The organism is Azospirillum argentinense (assembly GCF_000632475.1).
Taxonomy (GTDB): Bacteria; Pseudomonadota; Alphaproteobacteria; order Azospirillales; family Azospirillaceae; genus Azospirillum; species Azospirillum baldaniorum.
This window is the reverse complement of sequence record NZ_CP007793.1, coordinates 1,748,661-1,774,227: the sequence shown is the minus strand read 5'-3', so window position 1 is coordinate 1,774,227 and position 25,567 is coordinate 1,748,661. Positions and strand designations below refer to the sequence as shown.

Annotated in this window: 25 protein-coding genes; 17 read left to right on the top strand and 8 right to left on the bottom strand. The window is 69.8% G+C overall.

The window, feature by feature from the left end; all coding sequences use genetic code 11:
* Positions 1 to 2: 2 nt before the first annotated feature.
* Complete coding sequence (locus tag ABAZ39_RS08475) at positions 3 to 692, bottom strand: GntR family transcriptional regulator (protein ID WP_038528480.1); 690 nt, start codon at positions 690 to 692, stop codon at positions 3 to 5.
* A gap of 83 nt (positions 693 to 775) precedes the next feature.
* On the opposite strand from ABAZ39_RS08475, the gene ABAZ39_RS08470 reads away from it, so the two are divergent.
* The 4 genes from ABAZ39_RS08470 to ABAZ39_RS08455 all read left to right on the top strand — a co-directional run bounded on the left by ABAZ39_RS08470 (position 776) and on the right by ABAZ39_RS08455 (position 3,987).
* Positions 776 to 1,999, top strand: coding sequence for a benzoate/H(+) symporter BenE family transporter (locus tag ABAZ39_RS08470; protein ID WP_051657877.1), 1,224 nt, complete (start codon positions 776 to 778; stop codon positions 1,997 to 1,999).
* 63 nt (positions 2,000 to 2,062) lie between these two features.
* On the top strand, positions 2,063 to 2,752 hold the full coding sequence (locus ABAZ39_RS08465) for an HAD-IA family hydrolase (protein ID WP_103040761.1): 690 nt from the start codon (positions 2,063 to 2,065) through the stop codon (positions 2,750 to 2,752).
* Positions 2,753 to 2,773: 21 nt separating this feature from the next.
* A complete protein-coding gene (locus tag ABAZ39_RS08460; RefSeq protein WP_014240068.1) occupies positions 2,774 to 3,472 on the top strand; it encodes an ATP12 family chaperone protein in 699 nt (232 codons plus the stop codon).
* Positions 3,473 to 3,573: 101 nt separating this feature from the next.
* Positions 3,574 to 3,987 carry a COG4315 family predicted lipoprotein gene (locus ABAZ39_RS08455; protein WP_247875111.1) on the top strand — a complete coding sequence of 138 codons (414 nt, stop codon included), beginning with the start codon at positions 3,574 to 3,576 and terminating at the stop codon, positions 3,985 to 3,987.
* A gap of 70 nt (positions 3,988 to 4,057) precedes the next feature.
* Here the strand turns inward: ABAZ39_RS08455 and ABAZ39_RS08450 are convergent, their stop codons facing one another.
* The 3 genes from ABAZ39_RS08450 to ABAZ39_RS08440 all read right to left on the bottom strand — a co-directional run bounded on the left by ABAZ39_RS08450 (position 4,058) and on the right by ABAZ39_RS08440 (position 6,308).
* Positions 4,058 to 4,678 (bottom strand): PRC-barrel domain-containing protein, encoded by a 621-nt coding sequence (locus tag ABAZ39_RS08450; protein WP_038528474.1) that lies wholly within the window; start codon positions 4,676 to 4,678, stop codon positions 4,058 to 4,060.
* A gap of 159 nt (positions 4,679 to 4,837) precedes the next feature.
* Positions 4,838 to 5,743: a CAF17-like 4Fe-4S cluster assembly/insertion protein YgfZ gene (ygfZ, locus tag ABAZ39_RS08445; RefSeq protein WP_014240072.1), complete on the bottom strand. Its 906-nt coding sequence runs from the start codon at positions 5,741 to 5,743 to the stop codon at positions 4,838 to 4,840.
* Positions 5,744 to 5,900: 157 nt separating this feature from the next.
* A complete protein-coding gene (locus tag ABAZ39_RS08440; protein WP_038528471.1) occupies positions 5,901 to 6,308 on the bottom strand; it encodes a GreA/GreB family elongation factor in 408 nt (135 codons plus the stop codon).
* 318 nt (positions 6,309 to 6,626) lie between these two features.
* Between ABAZ39_RS08440 and ABAZ39_RS08435 the strand changes: the two genes are divergently transcribed.
* From ABAZ39_RS08435 to ABAZ39_RS08420, 4 genes are all read left to right on the top strand, one after another.
* Positions 6,627 to 8,162: an ABC transporter ATP-binding protein gene (locus ABAZ39_RS08435; protein WP_081862924.1), complete on the top strand. Its 1,536-nt coding sequence runs from the start codon at positions 6,627 to 6,629 to the stop codon at positions 8,160 to 8,162.
* Positions 8,163 to 8,370: 208 nt separating this feature from the next.
* Positions 8,371 to 9,471 (top strand): ABC transporter permease, encoded by a 1,101-nt coding sequence (locus ABAZ39_RS08430; RefSeq protein WP_038528467.1) that lies wholly within the window; start codon positions 8,371 to 8,373, stop codon positions 9,469 to 9,471.
* The gene (locus tag ABAZ39_RS08425) at positions 9,468 to 10,400 is read left to right on the top strand and encodes an ABC transporter permease (protein WP_038528464.1); all 933 of its coding nucleotides are present in this window, start codon (positions 9,468 to 9,470) and stop codon (positions 10,398 to 10,400) included. Before ABAZ39_RS08430 ends, ABAZ39_RS08425 begins: the two co-directional genes overlap by 4 nt.
* A 94-nt stretch (positions 10,401 to 10,494) precedes the next feature.
* The gene (locus ABAZ39_RS08420; protein WP_014240078.1) at positions 10,495 to 11,571 is read left to right on the top strand and encodes a BMP family ABC transporter substrate-binding protein; all 1,077 of its coding nucleotides are present in this window, start codon (positions 10,495 to 10,497) and stop codon (positions 11,569 to 11,571) included.
* 76 nt (positions 11,572 to 11,647) lie between these two features.
* Here the strand turns inward: ABAZ39_RS08420 and ABAZ39_RS08415 are convergent, their stop codons facing one another.
* Positions 11,648 to 12,058, bottom strand: a complete 411-nt coding sequence (locus ABAZ39_RS08415) for a hypothetical protein (RefSeq protein ID WP_038528462.1) — start codon at positions 12,056 to 12,058, stop codon at positions 11,648 to 11,650.
* 279 nt (positions 12,059 to 12,337) lie between these two features.
* Here ABAZ39_RS08415 and ABAZ39_RS08410 point away from each other — a divergent pair, with 279 nt between their 5' ends.
* Positions 12,338 to 12,817, top strand: coding sequence for a hypothetical protein (locus ABAZ39_RS08410; protein ID WP_014240080.1), 480 nt, complete (start codon positions 12,338 to 12,340; stop codon positions 12,815 to 12,817).
* Between the two features lie 67 nt (positions 12,818 to 12,884).
* Complete coding sequence (locus ABAZ39_RS08405) at positions 12,885 to 13,481, top strand: hypothetical protein (RefSeq protein WP_038528457.1); 597 nt, start codon at positions 12,885 to 12,887, stop codon at positions 13,479 to 13,481.
* 16 nt (positions 13,482 to 13,497) lie between these two features.
* Here ABAZ39_RS08405 and ABAZ39_RS08400 read toward each other — a convergent pair whose 3' ends face one another.
* On the bottom strand, positions 13,498 to 14,049 hold the full coding sequence (locus tag ABAZ39_RS08400) for an NUDIX domain-containing protein (protein WP_038528455.1): 552 nt from the start codon (positions 14,047 to 14,049) through the stop codon (positions 13,498 to 13,500).
* Positions 14,050 to 14,116: 67 nt separating this feature from the next.
* Complete coding sequence (locus ABAZ39_RS08395; RefSeq protein WP_160174806.1) at positions 14,117 to 15,019, bottom strand: GGDEF domain-containing protein; 903 nt, start codon at positions 15,017 to 15,019, stop codon at positions 14,117 to 14,119.
* A gap of 187 nt (positions 15,020 to 15,206) precedes the next feature.
* Here ABAZ39_RS08395 and ABAZ39_RS08390 point away from each other — a divergent pair, with 187 nt between their 5' ends.
* The 4 genes from ABAZ39_RS08390 to ABAZ39_RS08375 all read left to right on the top strand — a co-directional run bounded on the left by ABAZ39_RS08390 (position 15,207) and on the right by ABAZ39_RS08375 (position 21,317).
* Positions 15,207 to 16,100 (top strand): ribose-phosphate diphosphokinase, encoded by an 894-nt coding sequence (locus tag ABAZ39_RS08390; RefSeq protein WP_038528451.1) that lies wholly within the window; start codon positions 15,207 to 15,209, stop codon positions 16,098 to 16,100.
* A gap of 77 nt (positions 16,101 to 16,177) precedes the next feature.
* Positions 16,178 to 17,785 (top strand): MBL fold metallo-hydrolase, encoded by a 1,608-nt coding sequence (locus ABAZ39_RS08385; protein WP_038528449.1) that lies wholly within the window; start codon positions 16,178 to 16,180, stop codon positions 17,783 to 17,785.
* Between the two features lie 72 nt (positions 17,786 to 17,857).
* A complete protein-coding gene (locus ABAZ39_RS08380) occupies positions 17,858 to 18,364 on the top strand; it encodes a hypothetical protein (RefSeq protein WP_038528447.1) in 507 nt (168 codons plus the stop codon).
* Between the two features lie 142 nt (positions 18,365 to 18,506).
* Entirely contained in the window at positions 18,507 to 21,317 is a 2,811-nt protein-coding gene (locus tag ABAZ39_RS08375) for a bifunctional diguanylate cyclase/phosphodiesterase (RefSeq protein ID WP_247881557.1), read from the top strand.
* 8 nt (positions 21,318 to 21,325) lie between these two features.
* Here ABAZ39_RS08375 and ABAZ39_RS08370 read toward each other — a convergent pair whose 3' ends face one another.
* Positions 21,326 to 22,480: an SDR family oxidoreductase gene (locus ABAZ39_RS08370; protein ID WP_038528445.1), complete on the bottom strand. Its 1,155-nt coding sequence runs from the start codon at positions 22,478 to 22,480 to the stop codon at positions 21,326 to 21,328.
* A gap of 181 nt (positions 22,481 to 22,661) precedes the next feature.
* On the opposite strand from ABAZ39_RS08370, the gene egtB reads away from it, so the two are divergent.
* The 3 genes from egtB to ABAZ39_RS08355 all read left to right on the top strand — a co-directional run bounded on the left by egtB (position 22,662) and on the right by ABAZ39_RS08355 (position 25,448).
* Positions 22,662 to 23,936: an ergothioneine biosynthesis protein EgtB gene (gene egtB, locus ABAZ39_RS08365; protein ID WP_038528443.1), complete on the top strand. Its 1,275-nt coding sequence runs from the start codon at positions 22,662 to 22,664 to the stop codon at positions 23,934 to 23,936.
* A complete protein-coding gene (gene egtD, locus ABAZ39_RS08360) occupies positions 23,936 to 24,910 on the top strand; it encodes an L-histidine N(alpha)-methyltransferase (protein WP_051657876.1) in 975 nt (324 codons plus the stop codon). Before egtB ends, egtD begins: the two co-directional genes overlap by 1 nt.
* Positions 24,911 to 24,989: 79 nt before the next feature.
* Positions 24,990 to 25,448: a hemerythrin domain-containing protein gene (locus ABAZ39_RS08355; RefSeq protein WP_014240091.1), complete on the top strand. Its 459-nt coding sequence runs from the start codon at positions 24,990 to 24,992 to the stop codon at positions 25,446 to 25,448.
* The last annotated feature ends 119 nt before the right edge of the window (positions 25,449 to 25,567 follow it).

Genomic DNA, 25,567 nt, shown 5'->3' with positions numbered 1-25,567 from the left:
GTTTACCCCGCTTCGCGCCCCTCCAAAAACGCCGTAAGCTGCTCCGCCGCCTGCCCGACATGGTCGGTGACCAGTCGGCAGGCCGTGTCCGCATCGCCCGCCCGGCAGGCCGCCAGCAGCGCGCGGTGCTCGTCCTGCGACCGCGGCCGGTAGCCCAGCGCCGCGAACTGGAATCGCAGATAGCGGTCGGCGGCCAGCAGATGCTGCTCCGTCAGCGCCAGCAGCCGGGGCCGCCCGGCCCGCGCGTAGAGCGTCATGTGGAAGCGCCGGTTCAGCTCCCCCATGCGGCCGGGATCGGCCTCTCCATCCATCTCGGCGATCAGTTCCTCCGCCTGATCGAGGTCCGCCGCCGTCAGGCCGGGCAGCGACAGGCGGAGCGCCATCGGTTCCAGCGCCATGCGGATCGCCCCGATGTCGGCGCCGTCCGCCGCCGAGATTTCCGCGACGACGGCCCCGCGGTGCGGGTGGAACTCGGCGAGCGCCCGCGCCTCCAACTGGCGCAATGCCTCGCGCACCGGCATGCGGCTGACCCCGAAGGTTTCCGCCAGCTCCTCCTGCCGCAGTGGCGTGCCCGGCGCGATGACCCCGGACAGGATCGCCTCGCGCAGCGTCGCCTCCACGAACTCCGCGGTGGTGCGGTGGCGCGGTCGCGCGCGCGCCACGAGGCGCGACAGCCCGTCGTTAAGCGCCATGCGTGATCTCCCCTTGCCAGGATATTGGATCCAATCTATCACCTTCCCCATCGTCCTGCACCCCCGATGGAGGGTTTCGCGCCATGTCCTCTTCCGACACCGTCCCGGCGACGGGCCTTTCGACGGGGCTTTCCCTGCGCGCGGTCGGCGCCGGCCTGCTGGCGGCCCTGGTCGGCTACGCCAGTTCGGTGGCGGTGGTCATCCATGGGCTAACCGCCGTGGGTGCCGGCACGGAGCAGGTGGTGTCGGGCCTCGTCCTGCTGGGCTTCGCCATGGGGCTGACGGCGATGGGCCTCAGCCTGCACCGACGCAAGCCGATCAGCATCGCCTGGACGACGCCGGGCATGGCGCTGCTCGCCACCACCGGGGCGGTGGAGGGCGGCTTCGCCGCCGCGGTGGGGGCCTTCGTGGTGACCGGGGTGCTGATCGTCCTGGCCGGGCTGTGGTCGCCGCTGGGCCGCTGGATCGCGGCGATTCCCAAGCCGCTGGCCAACGGCATGCTGGCGGGCATCCTGCTGAAGCTCTGCCTCGCCCCCTTCCTGGCGGTGTCGCAGGCGCCGGGGATGGCGCTGCTGGTGCTGGCAACCTGGGCGGTGGTGGGGCGGGTGGCAAGACTCTACGCCGTGCCCGCCGCGGTGGCGGTGGCGCTGGGGGCGATGGCGCTGGACCCTTCCAGCGGTCTGGCCGGCGGGGCGGCGCTGTCCGGCGCGCTGTGGCCCAGCGTGACCTTCGTGCAGCCGGTCTTCACCTGGGAGGCGATGGTCGGCATCGCCCTGCCGCTGTTCGTCGTCACCATGGCGTCGCAGAACATTCCCGGCCTCGCCGTCCTGGCGACCTACAACTACGCGCCGCCGACCCGCCCGATCTTCCTGGCGACGGGGGCGGCCTCCGCCCTGACGGCGCTGGGCGGCGCGCCCACCATCAACCTCGCGGCGATCACCGCGGCGCTCTGCGCCAGCCCGGACGCCGACCCCAACCCGGCGCGGCGCTGGCAGGCCGCCTTCGTCGGCGGCGTCGGCTACATCCTGTTCGCCGGGCTGGCCGGGATGACGGCGGTGATGGTCACCCGCTCCCCGCCGATCCTGATCGAGGCGGTGGCCGGGCTGGCACTCGTCGGCGCCTTCGGCTCCGCCCTGATGGGCGCCGTGCAGGTGGAGGCGAACCGGACGGCCGCGCTGGTCACCATGCTGGTCACCGCCTCCGGCCTGTCCTTCGCCGGGGTGGGCTCAGCTTTCTGGGGCCTGCTGCTGGGCGGGGCGGTCCATCTGCTCCATTGGCGCCCTTCGGTGTCGCAGCCGGCAAAGTGAGTTGCGCTTTCCCGACGCGGCCCGCATAAGTCCGGTACGACCCGCGTCCCGGAGGCGATGCCCGTGAGCAGCTCAGAGAATGCCCGTCCGCTGCGGCTGGCCCTGTTCGATTGCGACGGCACGCTGGTGGACAGCCAGTTCGCCATCATCGACGCCATGACCAGCGCCTGGGCCGTCCACGGTCTGGGCGAGCCGGACCCGCTGGAGGTGCGCCGCATGGTCGGGCTGCCGCTGGTGCAGGCGGTATCGCAACTGCTGCCGAACCTGGACACCGACCGCCATGTGGCCGTCGCGGAAAGCTACAAGGACGCCTTCGCGGCGCTGCGCCACCGCGGCGACCTGCACGAGCCGCTGTTTCCCGGCCTGCGCGACACGCTGGACGCGCTGGAGGCGGAAGGCGTTCTGCTCGGCGTGGCGACCGGCAAGTCGCGGCGCGGGCTGGACGCCGTGCTGGCCCATCACGGGTTGACCGAGCGCTTCGTCACGCTCCAGACCAGTGATATCGGCCCCGGCAAGCCGCACCCCGACATGGTCTACCGCGCTCTGGCCGAAACCGGGGTGGAGGCGGCGCGGACGGTTGTGATCGGCGACACCACCTACGACATTCAGATGGCCCGCAACGCGCGGGTCGCGTCGGTCGGCGTCTCCTGGGGCTATCACGCGGTGGCCGAGCTGGAGGGCGCCGGGGCCGACCGCATCGTCCACCGCGGGCGCGAGGTGGCCGGCGCCGTGCTGGACCTGTTGCACCGTTAAGAGAGCATTCGAAGGACCCTGATGAAGCGCTTCTACAAGACCGCCTCCGTCGACGAGGCCGCCGGCGGCGGCTTCGAGGTGCGCCTGGACAACCGCCCGATCCGCAGCCCGGCCAAGGCGCCGCTGGTCTTCGCGAGCTGGCCGCTGGCCCAGGCCGTCGCCGCCGAATGGGACGCCCAGCCCGAGGACATCGCTCCGGACAGCATGCCGCTGATGCAGCTCGCCAGCACGGCGGTGGACCTGATCGGCAAGGGCCGTGCCGCCATCGTCGACGGCGTGGCCGCCTATGCGGAGACGGACCTGCTCTGCTACCGCGCGGAGCATCCCCGGAACCTGGTGGAGCGGCAGGCGCAGCGCTGGCAGCCGCTGCTCGACTGGGCGACGTTGCGCTACGACGCGCCGCTGCACGTCAACGCCGGTCTGATGCCCAAGCCGCAGCCGCCCGAGGCGCTGCGCGCCCTGCGCAATGCGGTCGAGGCCTACGACGACTGGACGCTGTCGGCGCTCCAGACCGCGACCGGTTCCTGCGGCTCGCTGATCGTCGCGCTGGCGCTGGTCGAGGGGCGCATCGACGCCGAGGAGGCGTTCGAGGTGTCACAGCTCGACGAGACCTTCCAGATCGAAGCCTGGGGCGAGGACCCGGAGGCAACCAAGCGCCGCGCCGCCCTGCGCGTGGACATTGCCGCCTGCCGACGCTTCGTCGATTTGCTGCGGGCCTGATCATCCTTCGGGTGGGGACGGAATAAAGCGGCGCGGCGGGCGTCCTGTCAGTGAGGGGCGGGTCCAATTACCCGCCCCGTCACGACAGGGAGGTTCCGTCCATGCACCGCTTCACCCGTTTCACCGCCGCCGCGGCGATCGCGCTGGCGCTCGGCCTCGTGGCGCCGTCTGGTTTCGCGCCGTCCGCCTTCGCGCAGGGCGCCATGCCCGCCAAGACCGGCCAGTCGGCCGGCGGCCCCGTGCTGACCGACAGCAAGGGCATGACGCTGTACGTTTTCGACCGCGATGCGGGCGGCAAGTCCGCCTGCAACGGGCAGTGCGCCACCAACTGGCCGCCCCTGATGGCCCCGGCGGGCGCCAAGGCGATGGGTGACTATTCGGTCGTCACCCGCGACGATGGTTCCATGCAGTGGGCCTACAAGGGCAAGCCGCTCTACAACTGGGCGAAAGACGGCAAGCCGGGCGACACCACCGGCGACGGCGTCAACAACGTCTGGCACGTCGCGCGTCCGTAAGCACGATTCCGAACAGGGAAAAGCCCCCGCGGCGCTTGGCCGCGGGGGCTTTTCATGACCGGATCGGCGATTACTGGCCGGTGCCCGACGGAGCGGCCGGCGGGGTGCCGGTGGCGCCGCCCGGGGCGGTCATGGTGCCGGAGGTCCCGGTGGAGGAGCGGCTCGCCGCGCCGTTCACCGTGTCGCCGGCCTTGTCCTTGTTGCGGTTCAGCGAGGTGGTGGTGTCGGAGTACTCGAACTCCGGCATCTCCTTCACCTGATCGCGGGTCAGGCCCGAGAGCTGGACGCGCTCCTGCTGGGCGTCCCAGTTGGCGTTGCCGATGTCCACGGCGATCTGCTTCTCGCCGATGCCGAGGAAGCCGCCCGAGGAGATCACGAGCTGGCGGGCCTGGCCGTTGCTGTCGAGGATGATGTCCTCGACCTCGCCGACCTTCTCGTTGTCGGTGCCGTAGACGTTCTTGCCCATCATGTTCTCGGCGCTGGCGAGCGTGCCGCCGGTCAGGCCCGAGGCACTGCCGGTCGTGGCGCTGCCGGTCGCGGCGCTGCCCGGGGCGCTGCCGCTTTTGTTCATCTCGGTCGCGGTCGGGGCGCCGGTGGTGGGGCTGCCGGTGGTCGGCGACGTGGTCTGCGCCATCGCCGTGCCGGTCATCAGCGCCAGGACGGACGCAGCCGCGATGATTTCCCTACGCATAACTCACTCCTCTCCGTGTTTCGGCGTGTCGTCGAGTGCCTTGGTTTGTCTCGGTAAGGCAGTTCGACAACAGGGCCTCGGCGGGAATGGTCACGCGGAAAATCGAAAAAATCTTTCGGCTAGTCCGTGCAAGTTTCGGGAATAAAAGTGACGAAGAACTCAAAAGCTTGCCCAGACTGGCTTTGCCGGCGTGACTGTGGCCTCTCCGGCTGTCAAGACCAATCCGTCTTGCCCCGCACGGGTGAGGTCTTCCAGCCGCAACAAAGCCAGGGCGGAGGAGCCGGAACCGCTGCGGATCTCGCCGACCTCCTTGCCCTCCAGCGTCACCGGCGTGCCGGGGGCGGGCAGCGGGCCGTCCAGCGTCACTGGGAACAGCTTCTTCTTGATCAGGGCGCGGTACTTGGTGCGGGCGGTCAACTCCTGCCCCATGTAGCAGCCCTTGTCCCAGGAGATGGCGTTGAGGTCGTCCAGATCGTTCTCCAGAGGCAGCGCCTTGTCAGGGGTGAGGTCGCGGCTGCCCTCCGGGACGCCGAGCGAAAGGCGCAGCCGGTCGTAGTCCTCCGCACCGCGCGGAACGAAGCCCGCCGCTTCCAGCGCCGCCGCGGCGCCCTCGCGCGGCAGGAAGGCACGGGCGCCCAGCGCCGGCAGGCGCGGGTCGGTGAAGGCGACGCCGCCCGCGAAGGGGATTGCGGCCCCGGCCTCCTCCGGCAAACCCAGCCGCGCAAGCGCGTCGCCGCCGAACAGGACGACGGCCAGCATGGCGTCGGCCCGATCCTCCAGCGTGATCTTGGAGCGCAGCTTGTACATTTTCAGGCGGCGCAGGAATTCCTCGCGCCGCTCCGTCTCGGGGTCGAGCAGAAGGGCGCCGTCCGATTCGGCGATGCGGAAGTCGTGCAGGAATTTGCCCTGCGGGGTCAGGAACAAGGCGTAGACAGCGCGGTCCGCGGCGACGCGGCGCACGTCGTTGGACACCAGCCCTTGCAGGAAGGCCGCCCGGTCCTCGCCCGCGACCGCGATGACGCCCCGATCCTCCAGGATCGCGTAGCCCGCCTGTTCCGCCGTCATGCCCTTGCTCCGATTGTCCCGTTCAAGTCCCCGATAGTTGGGCGAAGGGGGCAGGGGAGGCAAGGGTGGCGAGGTCTGTGCCCTTGCATGGCGCGTCCGCCTTTTCCGCGGACGCGCCACGGTGCAAGCCGTGGTCGATGGACCTTCAGGTGGGCCGTCAGGCCGCCGGAGGTTCGATCCGCAAGACCTGCACCGACTTGGTGCGGCCGTCGAGCGTGCCGTAGGCGATGGATTGCCCCTCGGACAGGCCGAGCAGGGCGGCGCCCACCGGTGTCAGGATCGAGATGCCGTCCTGGCGCCGGGCCGCTTCGTCCGGTGTGATGAGTGTGGCGGTATGCCGCGTGCCCCGGTCGTCCGCGAAGGTGACCCGGCTGCCGAGCCGGACGAAGGGCGTTCCGCCGTCGTCGGAATAATCCGCGACATCGGCGCGGTCGACCTCGCGCTGGAGGAAGTCGATGACGCCGGCGGGCTGGCTGAGATGGGCGAGAAGGACGTCGAGACGCCCAAGGTCATGGGGGGTGATTCGGATCGGCGGCGGATCGCCGAGCATCGACTTGCGGTTCATTCCAAAAGCTCCATAAGCAAAGGCCGCCGGAAATGGCGGCCCTTCCCATAGCTGAGGACGACGGCGGCCTCTTGTCAACCGTGCGGCGGCGTGGCATCTGTCCGTGTGCGAAGCAACTGCTGATTTGTTGGGTCATCTGCCGCTTTGTTGGGCTGCGACAGGCGCCCGAAACGGGGCGAATGACCGCAGGCTGGGCAACCGCTTCCCCTGTTGACGGCGAACAGCCTTGACGGGCAAGACTCTCCGAAAGTGGCATGGCTTTGGCAATGCCCTGCCGACTTCACCCCTACCCGGTCCGTCTCCTTGGATTCCCCATCCGTGTCATCCCCTCCGCACCGGCTCGAACTGCGCGGCATCACCAAGCGCTTTCCGGGCTGTCTGGCGAACGATCAGGTCGATCTCGTCCTCCGGCCGGGGGAGATCCACGCGCTGCTGGGCGAGAACGGCGCCGGCAAGTCGACGCTGGTGAAGATCATCTACGGCGTGCTGCACGCCGACGCCGGCCGGATTCAGTGGAACGGGCATGATGCGCACATTCCCGATCCGGCGGGCGCCCGCCGGCTGGGCATCGGCATGGTGTTCCAGCATTTCTCCCTGTTCGACACGCTGACGGTCGCCGAGAACATCTCGCTCGGCCTCGATCAGCCCGGCCCGATGGACGCGCTGTCGGCGCGCATCGCCGAGGTGTCGGAACGCTACGGCCTGTCGCTGGACCCGCGCCGCCACGTCCACAACCTGTCGGTCGGCGAGCGGCAGCGGGTGGAGATCGTGCGCTGCCTGCTCCAGGACCCCAAGCTGCTCATCATGGACGAGCCGACTTCGGTCCTGACGCCGCAGGAGGCGACGCGCCTGTTCGAGACTCTGCGCCGGCTGGCGGCGGAGGGCTGCACGATCCTCTACATCAGCCACAAGCTGGAGGAGATCCGCGCGCTCTGCGACACCGCCACGGTGCTGCGCGGCGGGCGCGTGGTGGGGAGCTGCGATCCGCGCAGGGAGACGGCGCGCAGCCTCGCCGAAATGATGATCGGCACCGAGCTGTCGACCCCGGAGCGGTTGCCGCAGGGCGAGGCCGGGGCGGCGAAGCTGCAGGTCCGCCACCTCTCCACCACCTCCGACAACCCCTTCGCCACCAACCTGAAGGACGTGTCCTTCGAGGTGCGGGCCGGCGAGATCCTGGGCATCGCCGGTGTGGCCGGCAACGGGCAGGCGGAGCTGATGGCCGCGCTGAGCGGCGAGGCTCTGGTGCCCGACCCGGCGTCGGTTGCCATCGAGGGGCGGCCCGCCGGGCATCTCGGCCCACGCGAGCGGCGCCTGCTCGGCCTCGCCTTCGTGCCGGAGGAGCGGCTGGGCCGCGGCGCCGTGCCGGAGCTGAGCCTGTCGGAGAACGCGCTGCTCTCCGGCTACGCCCGCGAGCCGCTGGTGCGCAGCGGGCTGGTGCATTTCGGGCGCGCGCGCTCCTACGCCGAACGGATCATCGGCGCCTTCAACGTGGTCACCCACGGCCACCGGGCGGAGGCGCGGTCGCTGTCGGGCGGCAACCTTCAGAAATTCATCATCGGCCGCGAGATTCTTCAGAAGCCGCGCCTGCTGGTTGTTGGCCAGCCGACCTGGGGCGTGGACGCGGGTGCTGCGGCGGCGATCCACCGGGCGCTGATCGACCTTGCGCGCTCCGGCGCCGCCGTCCTGGTCATCAGCCAGGATCTGGACGAGCTGTTTGTGCTGAGCGACCGCATCGCCGTGCTGTTCCACGGCCATCTCTCGGAAAGCCGTCCCACCCACCACACCAGCGTGGAGGAGATCGGCCTGCTGATGGGCGGCCTGTTCAACCACCCGCCCGACGAGGATGAGGAGTGATGGGACCGACGCTTCATACCCTCTCCCCTCTGGGGAGAGGGGAGGGTGAGGGGGATGCCCTTCTGCCGGACGCCGCGCCCTGCGCAACCCCCTCCCCCCAACCCTCTCCCCGCTCCCGGCGGACCTTTGGTCCGCCTGCCGCGTCAGCGCAAACTTCGTTTGCGCGTGAGCGGGGGGGAGAGGGGGCAATCCTCGGCAAGGTGCGGGCATGACCCTCCTCCGTCTCGAACCCCGCGGCGAGGCGTCGCGCGCGATGGTCTACGCGACGCCGCTGTTGGCGGTCGCGCTCACGCTCGTCAGCGGCTTCCTGCTGTTCTGGGCCATGGGCTTCGACCCGGTGAAGGCGCTGCACGCCTTCTTCATCGCGCCGCTGATGTCGCTGCGCGGCCTCGGTGAGCTGGCGGTCAAGGCGACTCCGCTGGTGCTCTGCGCCATCGGCCTCGCCATCGGCTTCCGCGCCAACGTCTGGAACATCGGGGCCGAGGGGCAGCTTACGCTCGGCGCCATCACCGGCGGCGGGCTGGCGTTGGCTTTCTACGGCGAGGGCGGCTGGTGGCTGCTGCCGCTGATGATCGTCGCGGGCATGGCCGGCGGCGCGCTGTGGGCGGCGATCCCCGCCTTCCTGCGGGTGCGCTTCAACGCCAGCGAGATCCTGACCAGTCTGATGCTGAACTACGTGGCGCTGCATCTGCTGAACTACCTGATGCACGGCCCTTACCGCGATCCGGACGGCTTCGCCTTCCCGGAATCCCGCCTGTTCGAGGCCGACGCGGTGCTGCCGCTGCTCGTCGCCGGGACGCGCGTGCATCTGGGGTCGCTGTTCGCCCTGCTCGCGGTGGCGGCGGGCTGGTTCCTGATGGCGCGGACCTTCATCGGCTTCCAGATCAAGGTCATCGGCCTGACCCCGACGGCGGCGGGTTACGCCGGCTTCAACCAGAAGAAGATTATCTGGCTGACGCTGCTGCTGTCCGGCGCGCTGGCCGGTCTGGCCGGGCTGGGCGAGGTCGCCGGGCCGATCGGCCAGATGAACCCGACCATCTCCCCCGGCTACGGCTACACCGCCATCATCGTCGCCTTCCTGGGGCGGCTGCACCCGGTGGGCATCCTGCTGGCCGGCTTCCTGATGGCGCTGTCCTTCATCGGCGGCGAGGCGGCGCAGATCGCGCTCGGCCTGCCCAAGGCCATCACCGGTGTGTTCCAGGGCATGCTGCTGTTCTTCCTGCTGGCGACCGACGTGCTGATCCGTTACCGCGTGCGCTTCGGCGCGAAAGGCGCTGCCGGGTCCGGGGTGGGGAGGGCTGCGGCATGAGCGCCGAACTGGCCCTGATCGGCCCGATCCTGGCGGCCATGCTGGCCGCCGCCACGCCGTTGCTCTTCGCCGCTCTGGGCGAGCTGGTGGTGGAGAAGTCCGGCGTCCTGAATCTGGGCGTTGAGGGCATGATGCTGGTGGGCGCCGTCTGCGGCTTCGCCGTGGCGGTCCAGACCGGCAGCTCCACGCTGGGCTTCGTCGCCGGAGCGGCGGCGGGGGCGGGCATGGCGGCGCTGTTCGGCGTGCTGACCCTGCTCCTGCTCGCCAACCAGGTGGCGACCGGCCTCGCGCTGACGCTGTTCGGCGTCGGCCTGTCGGCGCTGATCGGGCAGGGCTTCGTCGGCATCCCCATCGCCGACGTGCCGGAGCTCTACATCCCCGGCCTGACCGACCTGCCGGTGATCGGCAAGGCGCTCTTCGGGCAGGACGCGCTGGTCTATCTGGCGCTGGCGGCGGTGCCGGCGGTGCACTGGTTCCTCTACGCCACGCGCAAGGGGCTGATCCTGCGCGCGGTCGGCGAGAACCACGCGGCGGCCCACGCGCTCGGCTACAAAGTCATCCGCATCCGCTTCCTCGCCGTGCTGTTCGGCGGCGCGATGAGCGGCATGGGCGGGGCCTTTCTGTCGCTGGACTACACGCCGATGTGGGCGGAAGGCATTTCCTCCGGGCGCGGCTGGATCGCGCTGGCGCTGGTGGTCTTCGCGACCTGGAAGCCGGGCCGCGTGCTGCTCGGCGCCTGGCTGTTCGGCGGGGTGACCATCGCGCAGCTCCACGTCCAGGGGCTGGGAATCGACATTCCGTCACAACTCTTGTCGATGCTGCCTTATCTGGCTACCGTCATCGTCCTGGTGGTGATTTCACGCGATGTCGCCCGAATCCGGCTGAACGCGCCGGCCAGCCTCGGGAAGGTTTTCCATCCCGATGCCTGACGGGCTCACGCCTGACGGGCGCCGGTATGTCTGCAAGTCTTACGTTCGTGCTCAATCAATTGGATCAGGGAGCAAACACGTGAACAGAAGGACCATGGGCAAGGCCCTGATGGGTCTGGCCACCGGCGCCGCCATGCTGGCGCTGGGCGTCGGCGCGGCCGACGCGCAGGAGAAGATGAAGGTCGGCTTCGTCTATGTCGGTCCGATCAGCGACCACGGCTACAGCTACCAGCACGACCAGGGCCGTCTGGCCGTGGAGAAGGAGTTGGGCGACAAGGTCACCACCACCTTCGTCGAGAACGTCCCCGAGGGCGCCGACGCCGAGCGCGTGATCGAGCAGCTGGCCTCCTCCGGCCACAAGCTGATCTTCACGACCTCCTTCGGCTTCATGAACCCGACGCTGAAGGTCGCGCAGCGCCACCCCGACGTGAAGTTCGAGCACGCCACCGGCTACAAGCGCTCGGCCAACGTTGCCACCTATTCCGCGCGCTTCTACGAGGCCCGGACGGTCATCGGCCAGATCGCCGGCAAGATGACCAAGTCGAACATCATCGGCTACATCGGCTCCTTCCCGATCCCCGAGGTGGTCAGCGGCATCAACGCCTTCACCATCGCCATGCGCGAGGTGAACCCGAAGGCCGAGGTGCGCGTGGTTTGGGTGAACAGCTGGTACGACCCCGGCAAGGAAGCCGAGGCCGCCAAGGCCCTGATCGACCAGGGCGCCGACGTGATCTCGCTGCACACCGACAGCCCGGCGGCCATCCAGGTCGCACAGGAGCGCGGCCTGTGGGTGTTCGGCCAGTCCTCCGACATGACCCGCTTCGGCCCGAAGGCGCACCTGACCGCCATCGTGGACGACTGGCGCGAGTATTACGTGAACCGCGTCAAGGCGGCGCTGGACGGCTCCTGGAAGTCGCAGGACACCTGGGGCGGCTTCAAGGACCACATGCTGTTCCTGGCCCCCTACAACCCGGCGCTCCCGGCGGACGTCGTCGCGGCGGCCGAGAAGACCCGCACCGACATCATGGAAGGCAAGCGCCACTCCTTCCAGGGCCCGGTGAAGGACCAGTCCGGCAAGGTCGTGATCGCCGAGGGCAAGCAGGCCACTGACGAGCAGATCCTGAAGATGGACTGGTACGTCGAGGGCGTGCAGGGCAAGGTTCCGAAGTAAGCGGAGCCGGTCGCCAGGAAGGAAAGGGGAGGCTTCGGCCTCCCTTTTTTGTTGCCCGCTTTTTTTGGGCCGCCGCTCAGCCCGGCTGGCGGCCCAGCGCGGCCCAACCGGCGGGGGCGAGGCGCATCACCTCCGGCCCGCTGCCGGCGGGGTTGGGCTCCATCGTCACAAGCTCCCGGTTCTCGAACCAGACCCAGCGGGGAACCTCCGCCGCAGTGGGGACCCAGCCCTCGGCCATCCGCTCCAGCACCGCCAGATCGGCGGCGGCGATCGGGAATTTCGGCTTCGCCGGGGCGCGGCCGGGTGCGGCGGGGGTGGGCGGGGGCGCCGTCGGGGCGTCCTGCCCGGCGCGGGCGTGTATCCAGGCCGTCTGGAAGGCGGTCAAAGCCTCATTCAGTTCCCCGCGCAGCGGCTCGGACGGGCAGCGCAGGTAGCGGTCGAGCAGGGCGTGCAGGGACTCGGCGGAGGGCGGCGGGGTGTCGGGCATGGGGCGGTTCCGTGGTCGGCGTGGTCCGGCACCGCAGCCATAAACGCAAGGGGCAGGAGAAGACAAGGGGCAGGAAAAGAAAGGCTCCGCCGCTTCAGGGAGCGCGGCGGAGCCTGTCGAGGAGGCACAATCCCCTGTGCTGCCTGACTCCAAACACGCGGGCCGGGCCGACGGTTCCACCTTCCCTTCCGGGGTGACCCGCAAGGCTGCGGTCCGAAAGCCGGGACGATGCGTTGACAGCCGCAGGACAGGCTCTCGCGTCGGAAAGGGAAGCGCATCGTGGGGAACGGATTTCAAAAGGCGTCGCGGGTCATGTATTTCCTGGCGACCGGCGTGTTGATGCTGTTCGCCCTGGTGTTCATCGGCGTAGCCGCCTATTCGGTGTTTCACAGCCTTCTGCTCCTCGACATCGAGGCGACGACCCACGGGCTGCTGGACGGCGTCGGCATGATCGTGCTGGCCATCGCCGTCTTCGAGATCGCCAAGTATCTCTATGAGGAGGAGCTGGAGCACGACCGCGAGTTGCGCCACGCCGACGAGGCGCGGCGCACCCTGACCAAGTTCCTGACCACCATCATCATCGCCGCCAGCTTGGAAGGGCTGGTGCTGGTGTTCGAGGCGCGGACCTCGCAGATGAGCGACATGGTGTATCCGGCCATCCTGCTGATGGTCATCGTCTTCATGGTGCTCGGGCTCGGGCTCTATCAGCTGATCAGCCGACGGGCGGAGACCATCGACCCGAAGGAGGGGGATTCCTGACCGCCCCCCGCGTTCCAACATTGCTGGAAGGAGTTGTTGATCCCTCCAGCCAGAGCGGAGCGCCCCCATGTTCGACCCCGCCCAGATCGGCCGCATCTCTCCCGTGGAACAGGCCGATGCCCTGCGCACCCTGATCGCCGTCTTCGCCACCGCGGTGGTGCGGCCCGGCGAGAAGGCGCCGCGCAACGCCGTCAGCGCCGAGATCGTCGACATCCTCGACGAGGTGCCGGCGGAGCGGGTGGAGGCGGTGGCCCAGCTCTTCACCATGATGGCGCTGCGGCTGCGGCGGAAGGGGCGACCACGCCGCACCGCCTTCCGGCTGACCCTGGAGACGGCGCTGCTCGCCCGCTCCTACGTTGGGGAGCCGGCGCCGCAGAACGAAACCAGCTACCTGTCGTCCGACCGGCCCGGCCTGGGAACGATCGACCATGCCTGCAACGAGATGCTGGAGCGTATGGCCGGCGTGCCGGATGAGGAGCAGCGGGCGTGGCTGACCGCGCAGGTGATCGCCACCGGCCTGATCGACGCGGACCGCCGCCACCGGCTGGGCGGCCCCGACCGCGACCTGGGCGACATGGCGGTGGCGGAGTTCCTGCTGCGCACGGCGGCCCAGTATCTCGCGGCCACCGCCGTCCGCACCCCGCCGGGGGAGAGCGAGGGTTGAGGCCAGCGGGGCGGGCTCATTGCAGGGCGATGATCGCGGCCATGGTCGCGTAGCGCTCGATCGACTGGGAGGAGGGCGAGCGCATCGCCTGCCGGGTGATGGCGAGCTGGTTCTCGTGCGAGACCGGCTGGCGCACCCCCAGATGGGCGACCACCTTGGCGAGCGGCACGACGTGGGCCGAGGACAGCTCCCAGTTCACGATGGCGCCGCCCGCCGGGCGCCCGGGCGTGACGGCGGATTGCGCAACCCGCAGGGTGATCGAGGAGGCCAGCGACTCCAGCCCGGTCATCGGAACGAAATACAGCGTGAAGCTCCGCGAGGTGGGGCGCCATGGCTCCGCCGCCCGTCCGTCGGGGAAGGCGAGACCGGTCTGTTCGTGGAACAGGCGCTGGAGCGCCGCAAGCGGGCTGGTGACGCTCTCGTAGCCGCCGCCGGGCACCGCCCATTGGCCTGCGGCGTCGACGACCCGCGGCTCCGCCGGGCCGCGGCCCCACCACGTGCTGACCTCGCGCCGCCGGACGATCAGGACCTTCGTCCCCTCCAGAAACGCCACATGGACATGGCGCATCGCCTGTTCCCCGCATCCCGTTGTCTTCGCTGCCGGAGACGGGCGGGAGAGGCATGGCGTGAACGATCTAGGGAGAGGGGACCACGCGATTCCGCCCTTCGGCCTTCGCGCGATACAGCGCGGCGTCGGCCGTCCGGAGCGCGTCGTCGATGCCGCCGGGGGCGTCCGGTGCGACGGGCGCGACGCCGAAGCTGGCGGTCATGCGGAACGAATCGCCGTCCGGCCCCATCTCCTGCGCGGCGACGCGCTGGCGCAAGCGTTCCGCCACCACCGAGGCGTCCGCCAGCGCGGTGTTGGGAAGCAGAACCACGAACTCCTCACCGCCGTAGCGCCCGATCAGGTCGCCGGGGCGCAGGGCGCCGTCCAGCGTCCGGACGAAACGCTGCAAGGCCTCGTCGCCGGCGGCGTGACCGCGGCTGTCGTTGATGCGCTTGAAATGGTCGATGTCGGCGATCAGCAGGGACAGAGGCTGCCGCGCCCGCTGCGCCCGTTGGATCTCCTCACCCGCACGGTCCAGAAGGGCGCGCCGGTTGGCGACGCCGGTCAGCGGGTCGGTCTGCGCCTGCGCGACCAGCAGCCGGTGCATTTCGGTGATGCGGCCGCCCGCCTTCAGCCGCGCCTTGAGGTGGGCGCGGTTGACCGGCTTGTGGATGAAGTCGTCCGCTCCGGCGTCCAGCGCCTTCATCTCGTAGAAGGGTTCGTCGTGGGACGTCATCAGGATCAGGTAGCTGTAGGCGGTGCGCGGATCGGCCTTCAGAAGCCAGCACACCTCCAGCCCCGACAGCCGCGGCATCTCCCAATCGATGATGGCGATGTCGAAGGATTCAGCCTGGGCAAGGTTCAGCGCTTCCCGGCCGTCCCTGGCCAGGATCACGTCATGGCCGTAGGACGCCACCTGCTCCGAGAGCATGGTGCGCATCAGGACCGTATCGTCGGCGATGAGCACGCGCATGGCGGGAAACTGCCTCATACCTTCGTCTGCGGTCAATGAGTGGAAGACCGCCGCAGCATCATTTTCAGGAGTCCGTCCCTGCCGTCCTATCGCCTTCACGGTAACGTTGCGCCTAAGGTCGTGGTCGCCCCGCTGCGGCCCTTGCGGCATAGTACGGGCCGAACGGGGCGCCCATGTCCGGGCGCGCAACGCAAGAGGGAACAGCATGGCCCGCTATACGGGCGTCTACGGATTTCCAGAATCGGCCGACGGCGCGCGGCGTCTGGCCGAGGCCCTGAACGTTCCCTGCCACATCGCCGAACTGCACCGTTTTCCGGATGGGGAAAGCCTCGTCCGCCTGCCCGAATCGGTGGAGCGGGCCGTGGTCTACCGCTCGCTCGACCGCCCGAACGACAAGCTGGTGGAACTGACGCTGGCCGCCTCCGTCCTGCGCCGCCAGGGCGCCACGGAGCTGTGCCTCGTCGCCCCCTACATGGCCTACATGCGTCAGGACGCGGTGTTCCGCCCGGGCGAGCCGGTGAGCCAGACGGTGGTGGGGGATTGGCTGGGCCGGCTGTTCGACCGCTTCGTCTGCGTGGAGCCGCATCTTCACCGCACCCACACGCTGGACGAGGTGTTCGTCGGGCGCCCCTCCGTCTGCCTCAGCGGCGCCGGGGCCATCGCCGAGCGGCTGCGCCGTGACGGGACAGCACCCGACGCCGTGATCGTCGGCCCGGACGAGGAGGCCGCCCCGCTGGTCGAGGCGGTGGCCGGGCCGCTCGGTCTCGCCGCCCTGGTCGGGCGGAAGGAGAGGCGCGGCGACCGCGACGTGACGGTAACCCTGCCCGCCGACGCGCCGCTGGCCGGCCGGCCCGTGGTGATCGTCGACGACGTCATCAGCTCCGGCGAGACCATCTTCTCCTGCGCACGGGCGGCGCGGGCCGCGGGGGCGGCGTCGGTCCGGGTGTTCGGGGTCCACGCCCTGTTCGATGCGGCGGTGGCCGCCCGTTTCCAATCCGAAGGGCTGGGGATGCCGTTGTCCTGCGACGGGGTTCCGCACCCCAGCAACGCCCTGCCGCTCGCCCGGCTGATCGCCGACGCGCTGGCAGCCCCCTGTTGATGGGCCCCTGTTGACGGGCCGGTAACCCTTCGTCAGGCAGGATAGAGGGACAGGGCACAACAAGGCGGGGTTTCGCCATGACACTGTCCCTCACCTTCCACGGCGCCGTCGGCACGGTCACCGGTTCCTGCTTCCGCATCCGCACCGGCGACGGCGATCTGCTGATCGACTGCGGCCTGTTTCAGGGCACCAAGACGGTCAAGGAGCTGAATTACCGGCCCTTCCCCTTCAAGCCGTCCGCCGTGAAGGCGGTGCTGCTGACCCACGCGCACATCGACCATTCCGGCCTGCTGCCGAAGCTGGTCCGCCAGGGCTTCAAGGGGCGGGTGCACACCACCGCCGGCACCGCCGACCTGCTGGCCTACATGCTGCCCGACAGCGGCTACATCCAGGAGACGGAAGTCGAGCGGCTGAACCGCCGCAACCGCCAGCGCGGGCGCCCGGCGGTGGAGGCGATCTACACCCAGGCCGACGCCCAGGCGGCCATCCGCCACCTGCACGCCGTCGATTACGGGGAATGGGTGAAGGTGCTGCCCGGCATCCGTGCCCGCTTCTGGCAGGCCGGTCACATCCTCGGCTCGGCGTCGGTGGAGCTGGAGGTGACGCGCGGCGGGACGGCGGAGGCGATCCTGTTCTCCGGCGACCTCGGGCCGGGCGGCAAATCCTTCCACGCCGACGCGGAAGGGCCGCCGCGGCCCGATTGGATGGTGCTGGAGACCACCTACGGCAACCGCGAGCGGGTGGAGGTGGGCGAGGCCGAGCGGCAGGCCCTGCTGCGCGACGAGGTGCGGGCGGCGCTCGCCGCGGGCGGCCCGCTGCTGATCCCGGCCTTCGCGGTGGAGCGCACGCAGGAGCTTCTCTACGACCTGCACCGGCTGTTCGACCGCGGCGAGATCCCGCTGGTCGACGTGTTCCTCGACTCGCCGCTGGCCGACTCCGTCACCGGGGTGTTCCGCCGCCATCTGGCCGATCTCGGCACCGGGGGCGATCCCTTCGCCCGGCCCAACCTGCACCGTGTGCGCTCCGCAGCGGAGAGCCAGAAGCTCAACGCGATCAAGGGCGGCGCCATCGTCATGGCGGCCAGCGGCATGTGCGACGCCGGGCGCATCCGCCATCACCTGAAGAACCATCTGTGGCGCCCGGAGGCCACGGTCCTGCTGGTCGGCTATCAGGCGCCGGGCACGCTGGGCCACCTGTTGCAGCAGGGGGCGGCCAACGTCCGCATCCATGGCGAGGAGATCGCGGTGCGCGCCCGCATCCGGTCGCTGGACGTCTATTCCGGCCACGCCGACCGCAGCAGCCTGCTGGCCTGGGTGGCGGCGCGGCAGGGCGTGAAGCGCGGCCTGTTCCTGGTGCATGGCGAGGAGGAGGCCCGCGCCGGTCTGCGCGACGCCCTGGTCCGCCGCGGCTGGGACCCGGCGCTGATCCGCCTGCCCGAACTGGACGAGGTGGCCGACCTGACCGCCTCCGTCCCGGCACAGGCGCCGGCAACGACCGAGGGCAGTCCGTCGCGGCTGGAGCCGGAGGCCGTGACCGCCGGGCGGGACTGGCACAACCGCTACGCCGCCTTCCTGCTGGACCTGCACCGGGCGCTGGACGCGGCACCCGACGACGCGGCGCGCGAGGCGCTGCTTCGCGGGGTGGGCGACCGCCTGCCGCAGGCGCAGGGGCGGCCAGCGCAGTGAACGTCCTGCCCTCGGCCGGGCGGCGCATGCTATAGATCGATGACAGCCGCGAGACAAAAGGATGACGGGGCGATGGGGAAGGTGGCGAACATCGTGGTCCAGATGGCGCGCAAGCTGACCGACGACAACGCCCGGCTGGGTCGTGTCCGCAACGCCGGCAAGCCCAAGACCTTTCCCCATTTCCGCGAGATCCGAAACGCCTATCTTGACATCCAGGGGCTGGTCTTCTCCATCCAGGAGCGTCTTCCGGAGACGGGGAACGACCTGCCGCCGAACTTTCCGCAATGGGTGATCCGGCAGAAGCTGACGGCCATCGCCCATTTCACCGACATCAGCTACGCCTTCGTCAGCGATCCGCCGCTGGCGCTGACCAGCTCGCTCGGCGCCTTCGACGTGCTCCAGGCGGAACAGAAAGCCTTTTCGGAGACGCTGAACGCCTTCGACATGATGCTGATGGAGGCCGGCATCGACGACAAGACGGCCGACGAACTGGACGCCACCCGCACGAAGATCGAGCAGATCCTCGGCATGATCGAAACGCTTTTGCAGAACAGTCCCAAGGTGTTGCAGGAGTTTTGAGCGTCGTCGCACGCTGTGGGTGATTTCGCCCATATTTATACGCTTCTCGCACGCGCACATTCTGGTTAAGGTCTACCGGCGCGCGTCGTTCCGATGGTCGGAGTCCGGGTGGCGGCGTCACAGGCAGCTTCGGTACGGCCCCATGCAGAGGTCTTCCAGCCCCGATCCGATCGACCGCGCGCCGGGCGAGTCCGCTGCCGATGCCATGGCCGACTCCGCCACCGATGCGCTGGCCATTCCCAAGCGCCTTCCCCTTCTGGTTCTGCTGGCAGCGCTTCTGCTGACCGCGCTGGTGTGGCACGACACCCGAGAGCGCGTCGCTGCGGAGGCCGAAGGCCGGTTCGCCCTGCGGGTGGAGGAACTGCACCGCCGTTTCGAGAATCAGATCCAGGCCTACGTGCAGGTGACGCGCTCCGCCGCCGCCCTGTTCACCGCCTATCCCGAGGTGAAGCGCGCGGAATGGAGCCGGTTCGTCGACGGGCTGCATCTTGCCGAGCGCTTTCCGGCGGTGACCGCCGTCGCCTTCGCGCGGGTCGCCGATCAATGGACCGGCCCGGAGCTGGTGACGGAGGCCCGGATGGACGGGCTCCGCGGCTTCCGGATCTGGCCGGACACCACAGGCCCGATGCGGCTCGTCACGCTGTACGCCGCTCCGGTCAACGAACGCACCCTGCGCACGCTCGGTTATGATCTGCTGGCGGAGCCGGTGCGCCGTGCCGCCGCGGAGCAGGCGCGGGACAGCGGCGAGCCGACGGTCGTCCGCGTCGTCGGACTGCGGCTCGATGAGGGGGAGCCGTCGTCGCCCTCCTTCCTGGTCTTCCAGGCCGTCTACCGTGACGGGCAGCGCCCCGCCACGCAGGAACAGCGGCGGGTCGCCTTCGCCGGTCTGGTGATGACGCCGATCCAGGTCGCGCCGCTGGCGGAGTCCGTGTTCGGCCGGATGGGCGACGTCGCGGCGACGGTGTTCGAAGGGCAAGGGGATTTTCCGCTCTACCGCAGCCGCCCGGAGGCGTCGGACCGGCCGCTGCTGACCACGAGCCGCGATCTCGCCCTGGTCAACCGCGTCTGGTCGGTCCAGTACGAGAGCCGTGCGAGTTTCGAGGAAGGGCTGGACCACTGGAAGCCGACACTGGTTCTGGCAACGGGGCTGTCGCTCAGCCTGCTGCTGTCCGCCCTGCTGTGGGCGCTGGCCGCGACGCGCCACCGGGCGCTGGTGATCGCCGGGCGCATCACCGCCTCGCTGCGCCAGCGTGAGACGGAGCTGGACCTGCTGTTCAACCAGGCGCCGCTGGGCATCGCCCTGATCGGGCCGGACGCCAGGATCACCGATTGCAACCCGGCCTTCGCCCGCACGGTCGGGGTGGCGCGCGACGGGTTGATCGGAACCGACACGAGGCTGCGCGCCCCGGACCCGGCGGTGATCGCCGCCATCGACTCCGCGATTGCCGGGGAGAGCGCGCGGCTGGAGGTCGACCGCCTGCTGTTGGCCGGTGGACGGCACAGCCACTTCTCTCTTCACCTCCAGCCGGTGTCCACACCCGGCGACCCGCCCTTCGTCATGGCCTTCGTCGAGGACATCGGCGACAAGCGGCGGGCCGAGCAGCACGTCCACTATCTGGCCCATTACGACCCGCTGACCGGCCTGCCCAACCGCGTCCTGCTGTTCGACCGCATCGCCCAGGCGGCCCGGGAGGCGCGGCGCGACGGCGCGCGGGTCGCCGTCCTGTTCATCGATCTGGACCGCTTCAAGATCATCAACGACAGCCTGGGTCATTCCTTCGGCGACGAGGTTCTGCGGTCGGTGGCGCGGCGGCTGCACGGGGCGATGCGTCCATCGGACACGGTGGGCCGGCTGGGCGGCGACGAATTCCTGATCGTCGTCCCGAACATCGAGACGCCGGGCGTGGCCGCCGCGGTGGCGGAAAAGGTGATGGCGCAGCTCGCCGCGCCCTTCACCATCGGCGGGCGGAACTTCGTGGTGTCGCCCAGCATCGGCATCAGCCTGTTTCCCGACGACGCGGAGGATGCGGAGGGACTGATCCGCTGCGCCGACATAGCCATGTACAACGCCAAGGACGCCGGGCGGAACGCCTACCGCTTCGTGACGCGCGAGATGGGCGCGCGGTCCCGCGAGCGTCTGGACCTGGAGGCGGCGCTGCGCCGTGCCCTGCAGAACCGGGAGCTGTTCCTGGTCTACCAACCGCAGCTGCGCATTTCCGACGATCTCGTGGTCGGGGTGGAGGCTCTGCTGCGCTGGCGCCATCCGGAAGCCGGCCTCATCATGCCGAACCGCTTCCTGCCCGTGGCCGAGGAAACCGGCCTGATCCAGGCCATCGGCGATTGGGTACTGGACGAGGTGTGCGCCCAGATCCGCCGCTGGCACGACCAGATCGGTCTGACGGTCCCGGTCGCCGTCAACGTCTCCGCCCAGCAGTTCCGCGATGGTCAGCTTCCCGCCAAGGTGGACGCCGCGCTGGACCGCAACGGCCTCCAGGGATGGGAGTTGGAGATCGAGGTGACCGAGGGCACCCTGATCGACGACATTCCGTCGGCCATCGCGACCTTGCGCGCGCTGAAGCAGCGCGGGTGCCTGATCGCGCTGGACGATTTCGGCACCGGCTACTCCTCGCTCAACTACCTGCACCGTTTCCCGATCGACAAGCTGAAGATCGACCGCTCCTTCATCCTCGATCTGGAGCAGGATGGAACCGGCGATTCCATCCCGCGCGCCATCGTCGGTCTGGGCCGCAGCCTCGGCCTGTCGGTGGTCGCCGAGGGGGTGGAGACGGAGGCGCAGCTCCAGCTTCTGCGCAGCCTGAAGTGCGAGAGCTTCCAGGGCTATCTGTTCAGCCGCCCCGTCCTCGCGGAGGAGCTGGAGCCGATCCTGGCGCTGCGTGCCACCCGCGGGCGCCACCACGCTCCCGTGACCGAGGCGGCGAGGGAGTCGGTGTAGACCGGCGGTCAGCGGGGAAAGGTCACCATGCCTTCTTCCGCAGCCTGCCATGCCGGCTTGGCGTTGTGGCCGATGGTGCGCCCTTCCTCGTCCATCCGGTCCCGATGCCGCCGCATCGACCGGCGGTGCCGGTTCAGCCCCGACGCTGCGTCCTCGTCCCGCACCCAGCCGTGCGCCATCGCCGCCCCGGCCAGCACGCCGAAACCGGCGACCACCGCGGCGGTGACCCAGGGATGCATCCTGGCCTCGGTGTAGAGGCTGGTTTCCCGCACGAAGCGATGCCGGCCGGCGCGTTCCCGCCCGTCGTCGCCGTGGCTGTGCAGGGCGTCGTTGCGCGGGCGGCGCGGCCCGCCGGAGCGGATGACCCGCGGCAGGGTCCGCTCCATGATCCGGTCGGTGAGCCGCGGCGCGAAGGTCTCCGCCAGCGCGAACAGCTTGGCGCCGCCGCCGACATAGAGGTCGCGCATCGGCCGGCGGGCGCAATGCAGGATGGCCTTCGCCACGACCTCCGGCGCGTAGACCGGGGGCGGGTTGCTCGGCTCCGCGTCCAGCAGGTTCAGGGCGTGGTCCTCGTACAGGCTGTCGACCGCCGCCGGCTTGATCAGGCTGACCGAGATGGGCCAGCCCTCCGCCTCAAGCTCCATGCGCAGCGCGTCGGTGAAGCCCTTCACGGCGTGCTTGGTGGCGACATAGGCGCCCTGGAGCGGGATGGCGCGGTCGGACAGCACGCTGCCGATGTTGATCAGCGCCCCGCCGTCCTGCCGCAGGTGGGGGATGGCCGCCAGCGAGCCGTTGACCACGCCCCAGTAGTTCGTCTCGAACAGGCGGCGGTGGTCGTCCGGGGCGGTTTCCAGAAGCTTGCCGATGATCGCCACGCCGGCGTTGTTCACCCACGTGTCGATCCGGCCGTAGCTGCGCACCGCGGCGTCGGCCACCCTCCGCAGGGCGTCGGGGTCGGCCACGTCGGCGACGCAGTGGATCGCGTCCCCGCCTTCGGCGCGAATCTCCTCCGCCACCTGGGCGAGCGCGTCGCGGTCGCGGGCGGCCAGGACGACCTTCGCGCCCTGCCGGGCGGCCATGCGGGCGGTGACCAGCCCGATACCGCTCGACGCGCCGGTGATGACGATCACCTGCTCGTCAATGGGTTTGAGACGCGGTTGCATGAATGCCGTTCCTCCATCGTTCGATCGTCGGAATCCGTGCGTCATCCGCTGTGAACAGGCAGTGGGGCGGAGCGTTGCCGCCGGGCGGTGCGTCCGGGCCACTCCGAAAGGAGGGTTGGCGGCCCTGCGAAGCGGCACAGCTTTACCGGAACCTGTCAGGCGGGGGAGGGAAACAGCGCCCATGCTCAAAACAGCCGCCAAAGCCGGCGGACTCGCCGACCGATTCCGCCGGGTGCGCGCCACCTCGGCGGAGCTGGCCGTCGGGTTGTCGCCGGAGGATCAGGTGGTGCAGTCCATGCCGGACGCCAGCCCGGTCAAATGGCATCTGGCCCACACGACGTGGTTCTTCGAAACCTTTCTGCTGAGTCCGAATCTGCCGGGTTACCGGCCCTTCGATCCGGCTTTCGGCTATCTCTTCAACTCCTATTACGAGGCCGTCGGCGCCCGCCATCCGCGGCCCCGGCGCGGTCTGGTGACGCGGCCCGGCGTGGCCGAGGTGGCGGCCTACCGCGACCATGTCGACGCCGCCATGCTGACCCTACTGGAGCGTGGCGACGCCGAGCGGCTGGCCCCGCTGGTGACGCTGGGCCTCGCCCACGAGGAGCAGCATCAGGAATTGATCCTGATGGACCTGCTGCACCTATTCTCCTGCAACCCGGTCGCGCCCGCCTACCGTCCGTACCGCCCCGCCTTGCGCGGCCCCGCCCATGAGGGGCGCTGGATCGCGGTGGACGGCGGGATCGTCGCGGTGGGCCATGCGGGCGAGGGATTCGCCTTCGACAACGAGGGACCGCGGCACGAGGTGCTGCTGCGCCCCTTCCGGCTGTTCTCCCGCGCGGTGACCAACGGGGAGTGGTTGGCCTTCGTCGAGGACGGCGGTTACCGCAACCCGGCGCTCTGGCTGTCCGACGGCTGGGCCACGGTCAACGCGGAGGGGTGGGAGGCGCCGGCCTACTGGCGGCGCGGCGAGGACGGCGGCTGGAGGGAGTTCACCCTGCTGGGTGAGCATCCGTTGGACGAGGACGCCCCGGTCAGCCACGTCGGCTTCTACGAGGCCGACGCCTTCGCCCGCTGGGCCGGCAAGCGCCTGCCGACGGAAGCCGAGTGGGAAACCGCCGCCGCCGCCGGCATTCCCGCCACCGGGCTTTCTCCCACCGGCAACACGCTGGGTAGCGGGCTGCTTCGCCCGGTGGCCGCCGCGGCGGACGAGGGGTTTGCCCAAATGTTCGGCGACGTCTGGGAATGGACGGCCAGCGCCTACAGCGGCTACCCGGGCTTCCGTCCCGCTGTCGGGGCGGTTGGCGAATACAACGGCAAGTTCATGGCCAACCAGTATGTGCTGCGCGGCGGATGCTGCGCCACGCCGGACGGCCATGCCCGCGCCACCTACCGGAATTTCTTCTATCCGCACCAACGCTGGATGTTCAGCGGCGTGCGCCTCGCGGAGGACGCTTGATGACCGCAATTTCCGCCGCCCGCGCCCATCTCGCGCAGGGGCCGGCGCAGGATGACGTGTTCCTGTCCGACGTGCTGGAAGGGCTGTCCCGCCCGGACAAGAGCCTGCCCTGCAAGTATTTCTACGACGCCGAGGGCTCGGCCCTGTTCGACGCCATCTGCACGCTCGACGAATATTACCCGACGCGGACCGAGACCGCGCTGCTGCACGACCGCGCCGAGGAGATCGCCGGTCTGGCCGGGCGCGGCGCCACCCTGGTGGAGCTGGGCAGCGGGTCGAGCGTCAAGGTGCGCATCCTGCTCGACTCGCTGGACGCGCCGGCCATGTATGTGCCGGTGGACATCAGCCGCGACCATCTGATCGCCGCCGCCGCCCGGCTGGCCGGCGACTATCCGGCGGTGACGGTGGTGCCGGTGGCCGCCGATTATGTGCGGGGCTTCGCGCTGCCGCGGGGTGTCGCGCCGGAACGGACGATGGCCTTCTTTCCCGGCAGCACCATCGGCAATTTCCGGCCCGCCGAGGCGATGACCTTCCTGAACGGCTTGGGGCGGCGGCTCGGGGCCGGGGCGCGGCTGCTGATCGGGGTGGACCTGCGCAAGGACCCGGCGGTGCTGGAGGCCGCCTATGACGACGCCCGCGGGGTAACCGCCGCCTTCAACATGAACCTGCTGGCCCGCATCAACCGCGAACTGGACGGCACCTTCGATCTGGACCGCTTCGCCCACGTGGCCCGCTACGACACCGCGCGCGGACGGATCGAGATGCATCTGCGCAGCCTGGACGACCAGACCGTCCGCGTCGCCGGCCATCCCATCCGCTTCGCCCGCGGCGAGACGATCCACACCGAGAACTCCTACAAATACTCCGTACCCGGCTTCCGTCGCCTCGCCGCCCGCGCCGGCTGGCGCACCGAGCGGAGCTGGACCGACGAGCGGAGCCTGTTCAGCCTGCACTGGATGGTTCGGCATGGCTGACCCCGTTTGGCACCGGGAACACCGGGATCGGAGCCAGGGTTGAATCCCGTCGAGACATCGCAACAACGGGACAGGACCGATGACCAGCATCTTCGACCGGATCAAGCAGGACCACGACACCATCCGCCGCCTGCTCGACGCGGCCGAGAAGGCGGACGGCGACGGGCGCGCCGCCTATGAGGATCTGCAGCGCGAGCTGTGGGCGCACGGCAAGATCGAGGAGGCCGTCTTCTACCAATCGCTGTCCAAGGCCAAGAACACCAAGCAGGAGACCACCGAGGGCCTGAACGAGCACCACATCATCAACGGCTTCCTCGACGAGCTGAACGCCATGCCCGCCGACAGCACCGCCTGGAAGGCCAAGCTCCAGGTGCTGGGCGAGGTCACCCGCCACCACCTCGACGAGGAGGAGGAGGAGCTGTTCGAGGAGGCCAAGAAGGCGCTCGACGACAAGCGCGCCGAGGAACTCGGCAGCATCTATGGCGAGCGCAAGAAGCAGATGCTGGCTGCCCTGGCCCCGCTGCCCAAGAGCGCATAACACCGAGAGCAACGGCGTTCCGGTGAAACTCCGGTGAAACGATGGACCGCAGTCTCTTGCGCCGGGGCTTCCCGCCGTGACAGGCTGCGGTCTTCCGTTCCGCTGCACGAATCGTCGCC

Bases quoted from the DNA above. Each gene is read 5' to 3' on its own strand.
- ABAZ39_RS08475 (WP_038528480.1), bottom strand. From the start codon at position 692: ATGGCGCTTAACGACGGGCTGTCGCGCCTCGTGGCGCGCGCGCGACCG.
- ABAZ39_RS08470 (WP_051657877.1), top strand. From the start codon at position 776: ATGTCCTCTTCCGACACCGTCCCGGCGACGGGCCTTTCGACGGGGCTT.
- ABAZ39_RS08460 (WP_014240068.1), top strand. From the start codon at position 2,774: ATGAAGCGCTTCTACAAGACCGCCTCCGTCGACGAGGCCGCCGGCGGC.
- ABAZ39_RS08455 (WP_247875111.1), top strand. From the start codon at position 3,574: ATGCACCGCTTCACCCGTTTCACCGCCGCCGCGGCGATCGCGCTGGCG.
- ABAZ39_RS08450 (WP_038528474.1), bottom strand. From the start codon at position 4,678: ATGCGTAGGGAAATCATCGCGGCTGCGTCCGTCCTGGCGCTGATGACC.
- ygfZ (WP_014240072.1), bottom strand. From the start codon at position 5,743: ATGACGGCGGAACAGGCGGGCTACGCGATCCTGGAGGATCGGGGCGTC.
- ABAZ39_RS08440 (WP_038528471.1), bottom strand. From the start codon at position 6,308: ATGAACCGCAAGTCGATGCTCGGCGATCCGCCGCCGATCCGAATCACC.
- ABAZ39_RS08430 (WP_038528467.1), top strand. From the start codon at position 8,371: ATGACCCTCCTCCGTCTCGAACCCCGCGGCGAGGCGTCGCGCGCGATG.
- ABAZ39_RS08425 (WP_038528464.1), top strand. From the start codon at position 9,468: ATGAGCGCCGAACTGGCCCTGATCGGCCCGATCCTGGCGGCCATGCTG.
- ABAZ39_RS08420 (WP_014240078.1), top strand. From the start codon at position 10,495: ATGGGCAAGGCCCTGATGGGTCTGGCCACCGGCGCCGCCATGCTGGCG.
- ABAZ39_RS08415 (WP_038528462.1), bottom strand. From the start codon at position 12,058: ATGCCCGACACCCCGCCGCCCTCCGCCGAGTCCCTGCACGCCCTGCTC.
- ABAZ39_RS08405 (WP_038528457.1), top strand. From the start codon at position 12,885: ATGTTCGACCCCGCCCAGATCGGCCGCATCTCTCCCGTGGAACAGGCC.
- ABAZ39_RS08400 (WP_038528455.1), bottom strand. From the start codon at position 14,049: ATGCGCCATGTCCATGTGGCGTTTCTGGAGGGGACGAAGGTCCTGATC.
- ABAZ39_RS08395 (WP_160174806.1), bottom strand. From the start codon at position 15,019: ATGAGGCAGTTTCCCGCCATGCGCGTGCTCATCGCCGACGATACGGTC.
- ABAZ39_RS08390 (WP_038528451.1), top strand. From the start codon at position 15,207: ATGGCCCGCTATACGGGCGTCTACGGATTTCCAGAATCGGCCGACGGC.
- ABAZ39_RS08385 (WP_038528449.1), top strand. From the start codon at position 16,178: ATGACACTGTCCCTCACCTTCCACGGCGCCGTCGGCACGGTCACCGGT.
- ABAZ39_RS08380 (WP_038528447.1), top strand. From the start codon at position 17,858: ATGGGGAAGGTGGCGAACATCGTGGTCCAGATGGCGCGCAAGCTGACC.
- ABAZ39_RS08375 (WP_247881557.1), top strand. From the start codon at position 18,507: ATGCAGAGGTCTTCCAGCCCCGATCCGATCGACCGCGCGCCGGGCGAG.
- ABAZ39_RS08370 (WP_038528445.1), bottom strand. From the start codon at position 22,480: ATGCAACCGCGTCTCAAACCCATTGACGAGCAGGTGATCGTCATCACC.
- egtB (WP_038528443.1), top strand. From the start codon at position 22,662: ATGCTCAAAACAGCCGCCAAAGCCGGCGGACTCGCCGACCGATTCCGC.
- egtD (WP_051657876.1), top strand. From the start codon at position 23,936: ATGACCGCAATTTCCGCCGCCCGCGCCCATCTCGCGCAGGGGCCGGCG.
- ABAZ39_RS08355 (WP_014240091.1), top strand. From the start codon at position 24,990: ATGACCAGCATCTTCGACCGGATCAAGCAGGACCACGACACCATCCGC.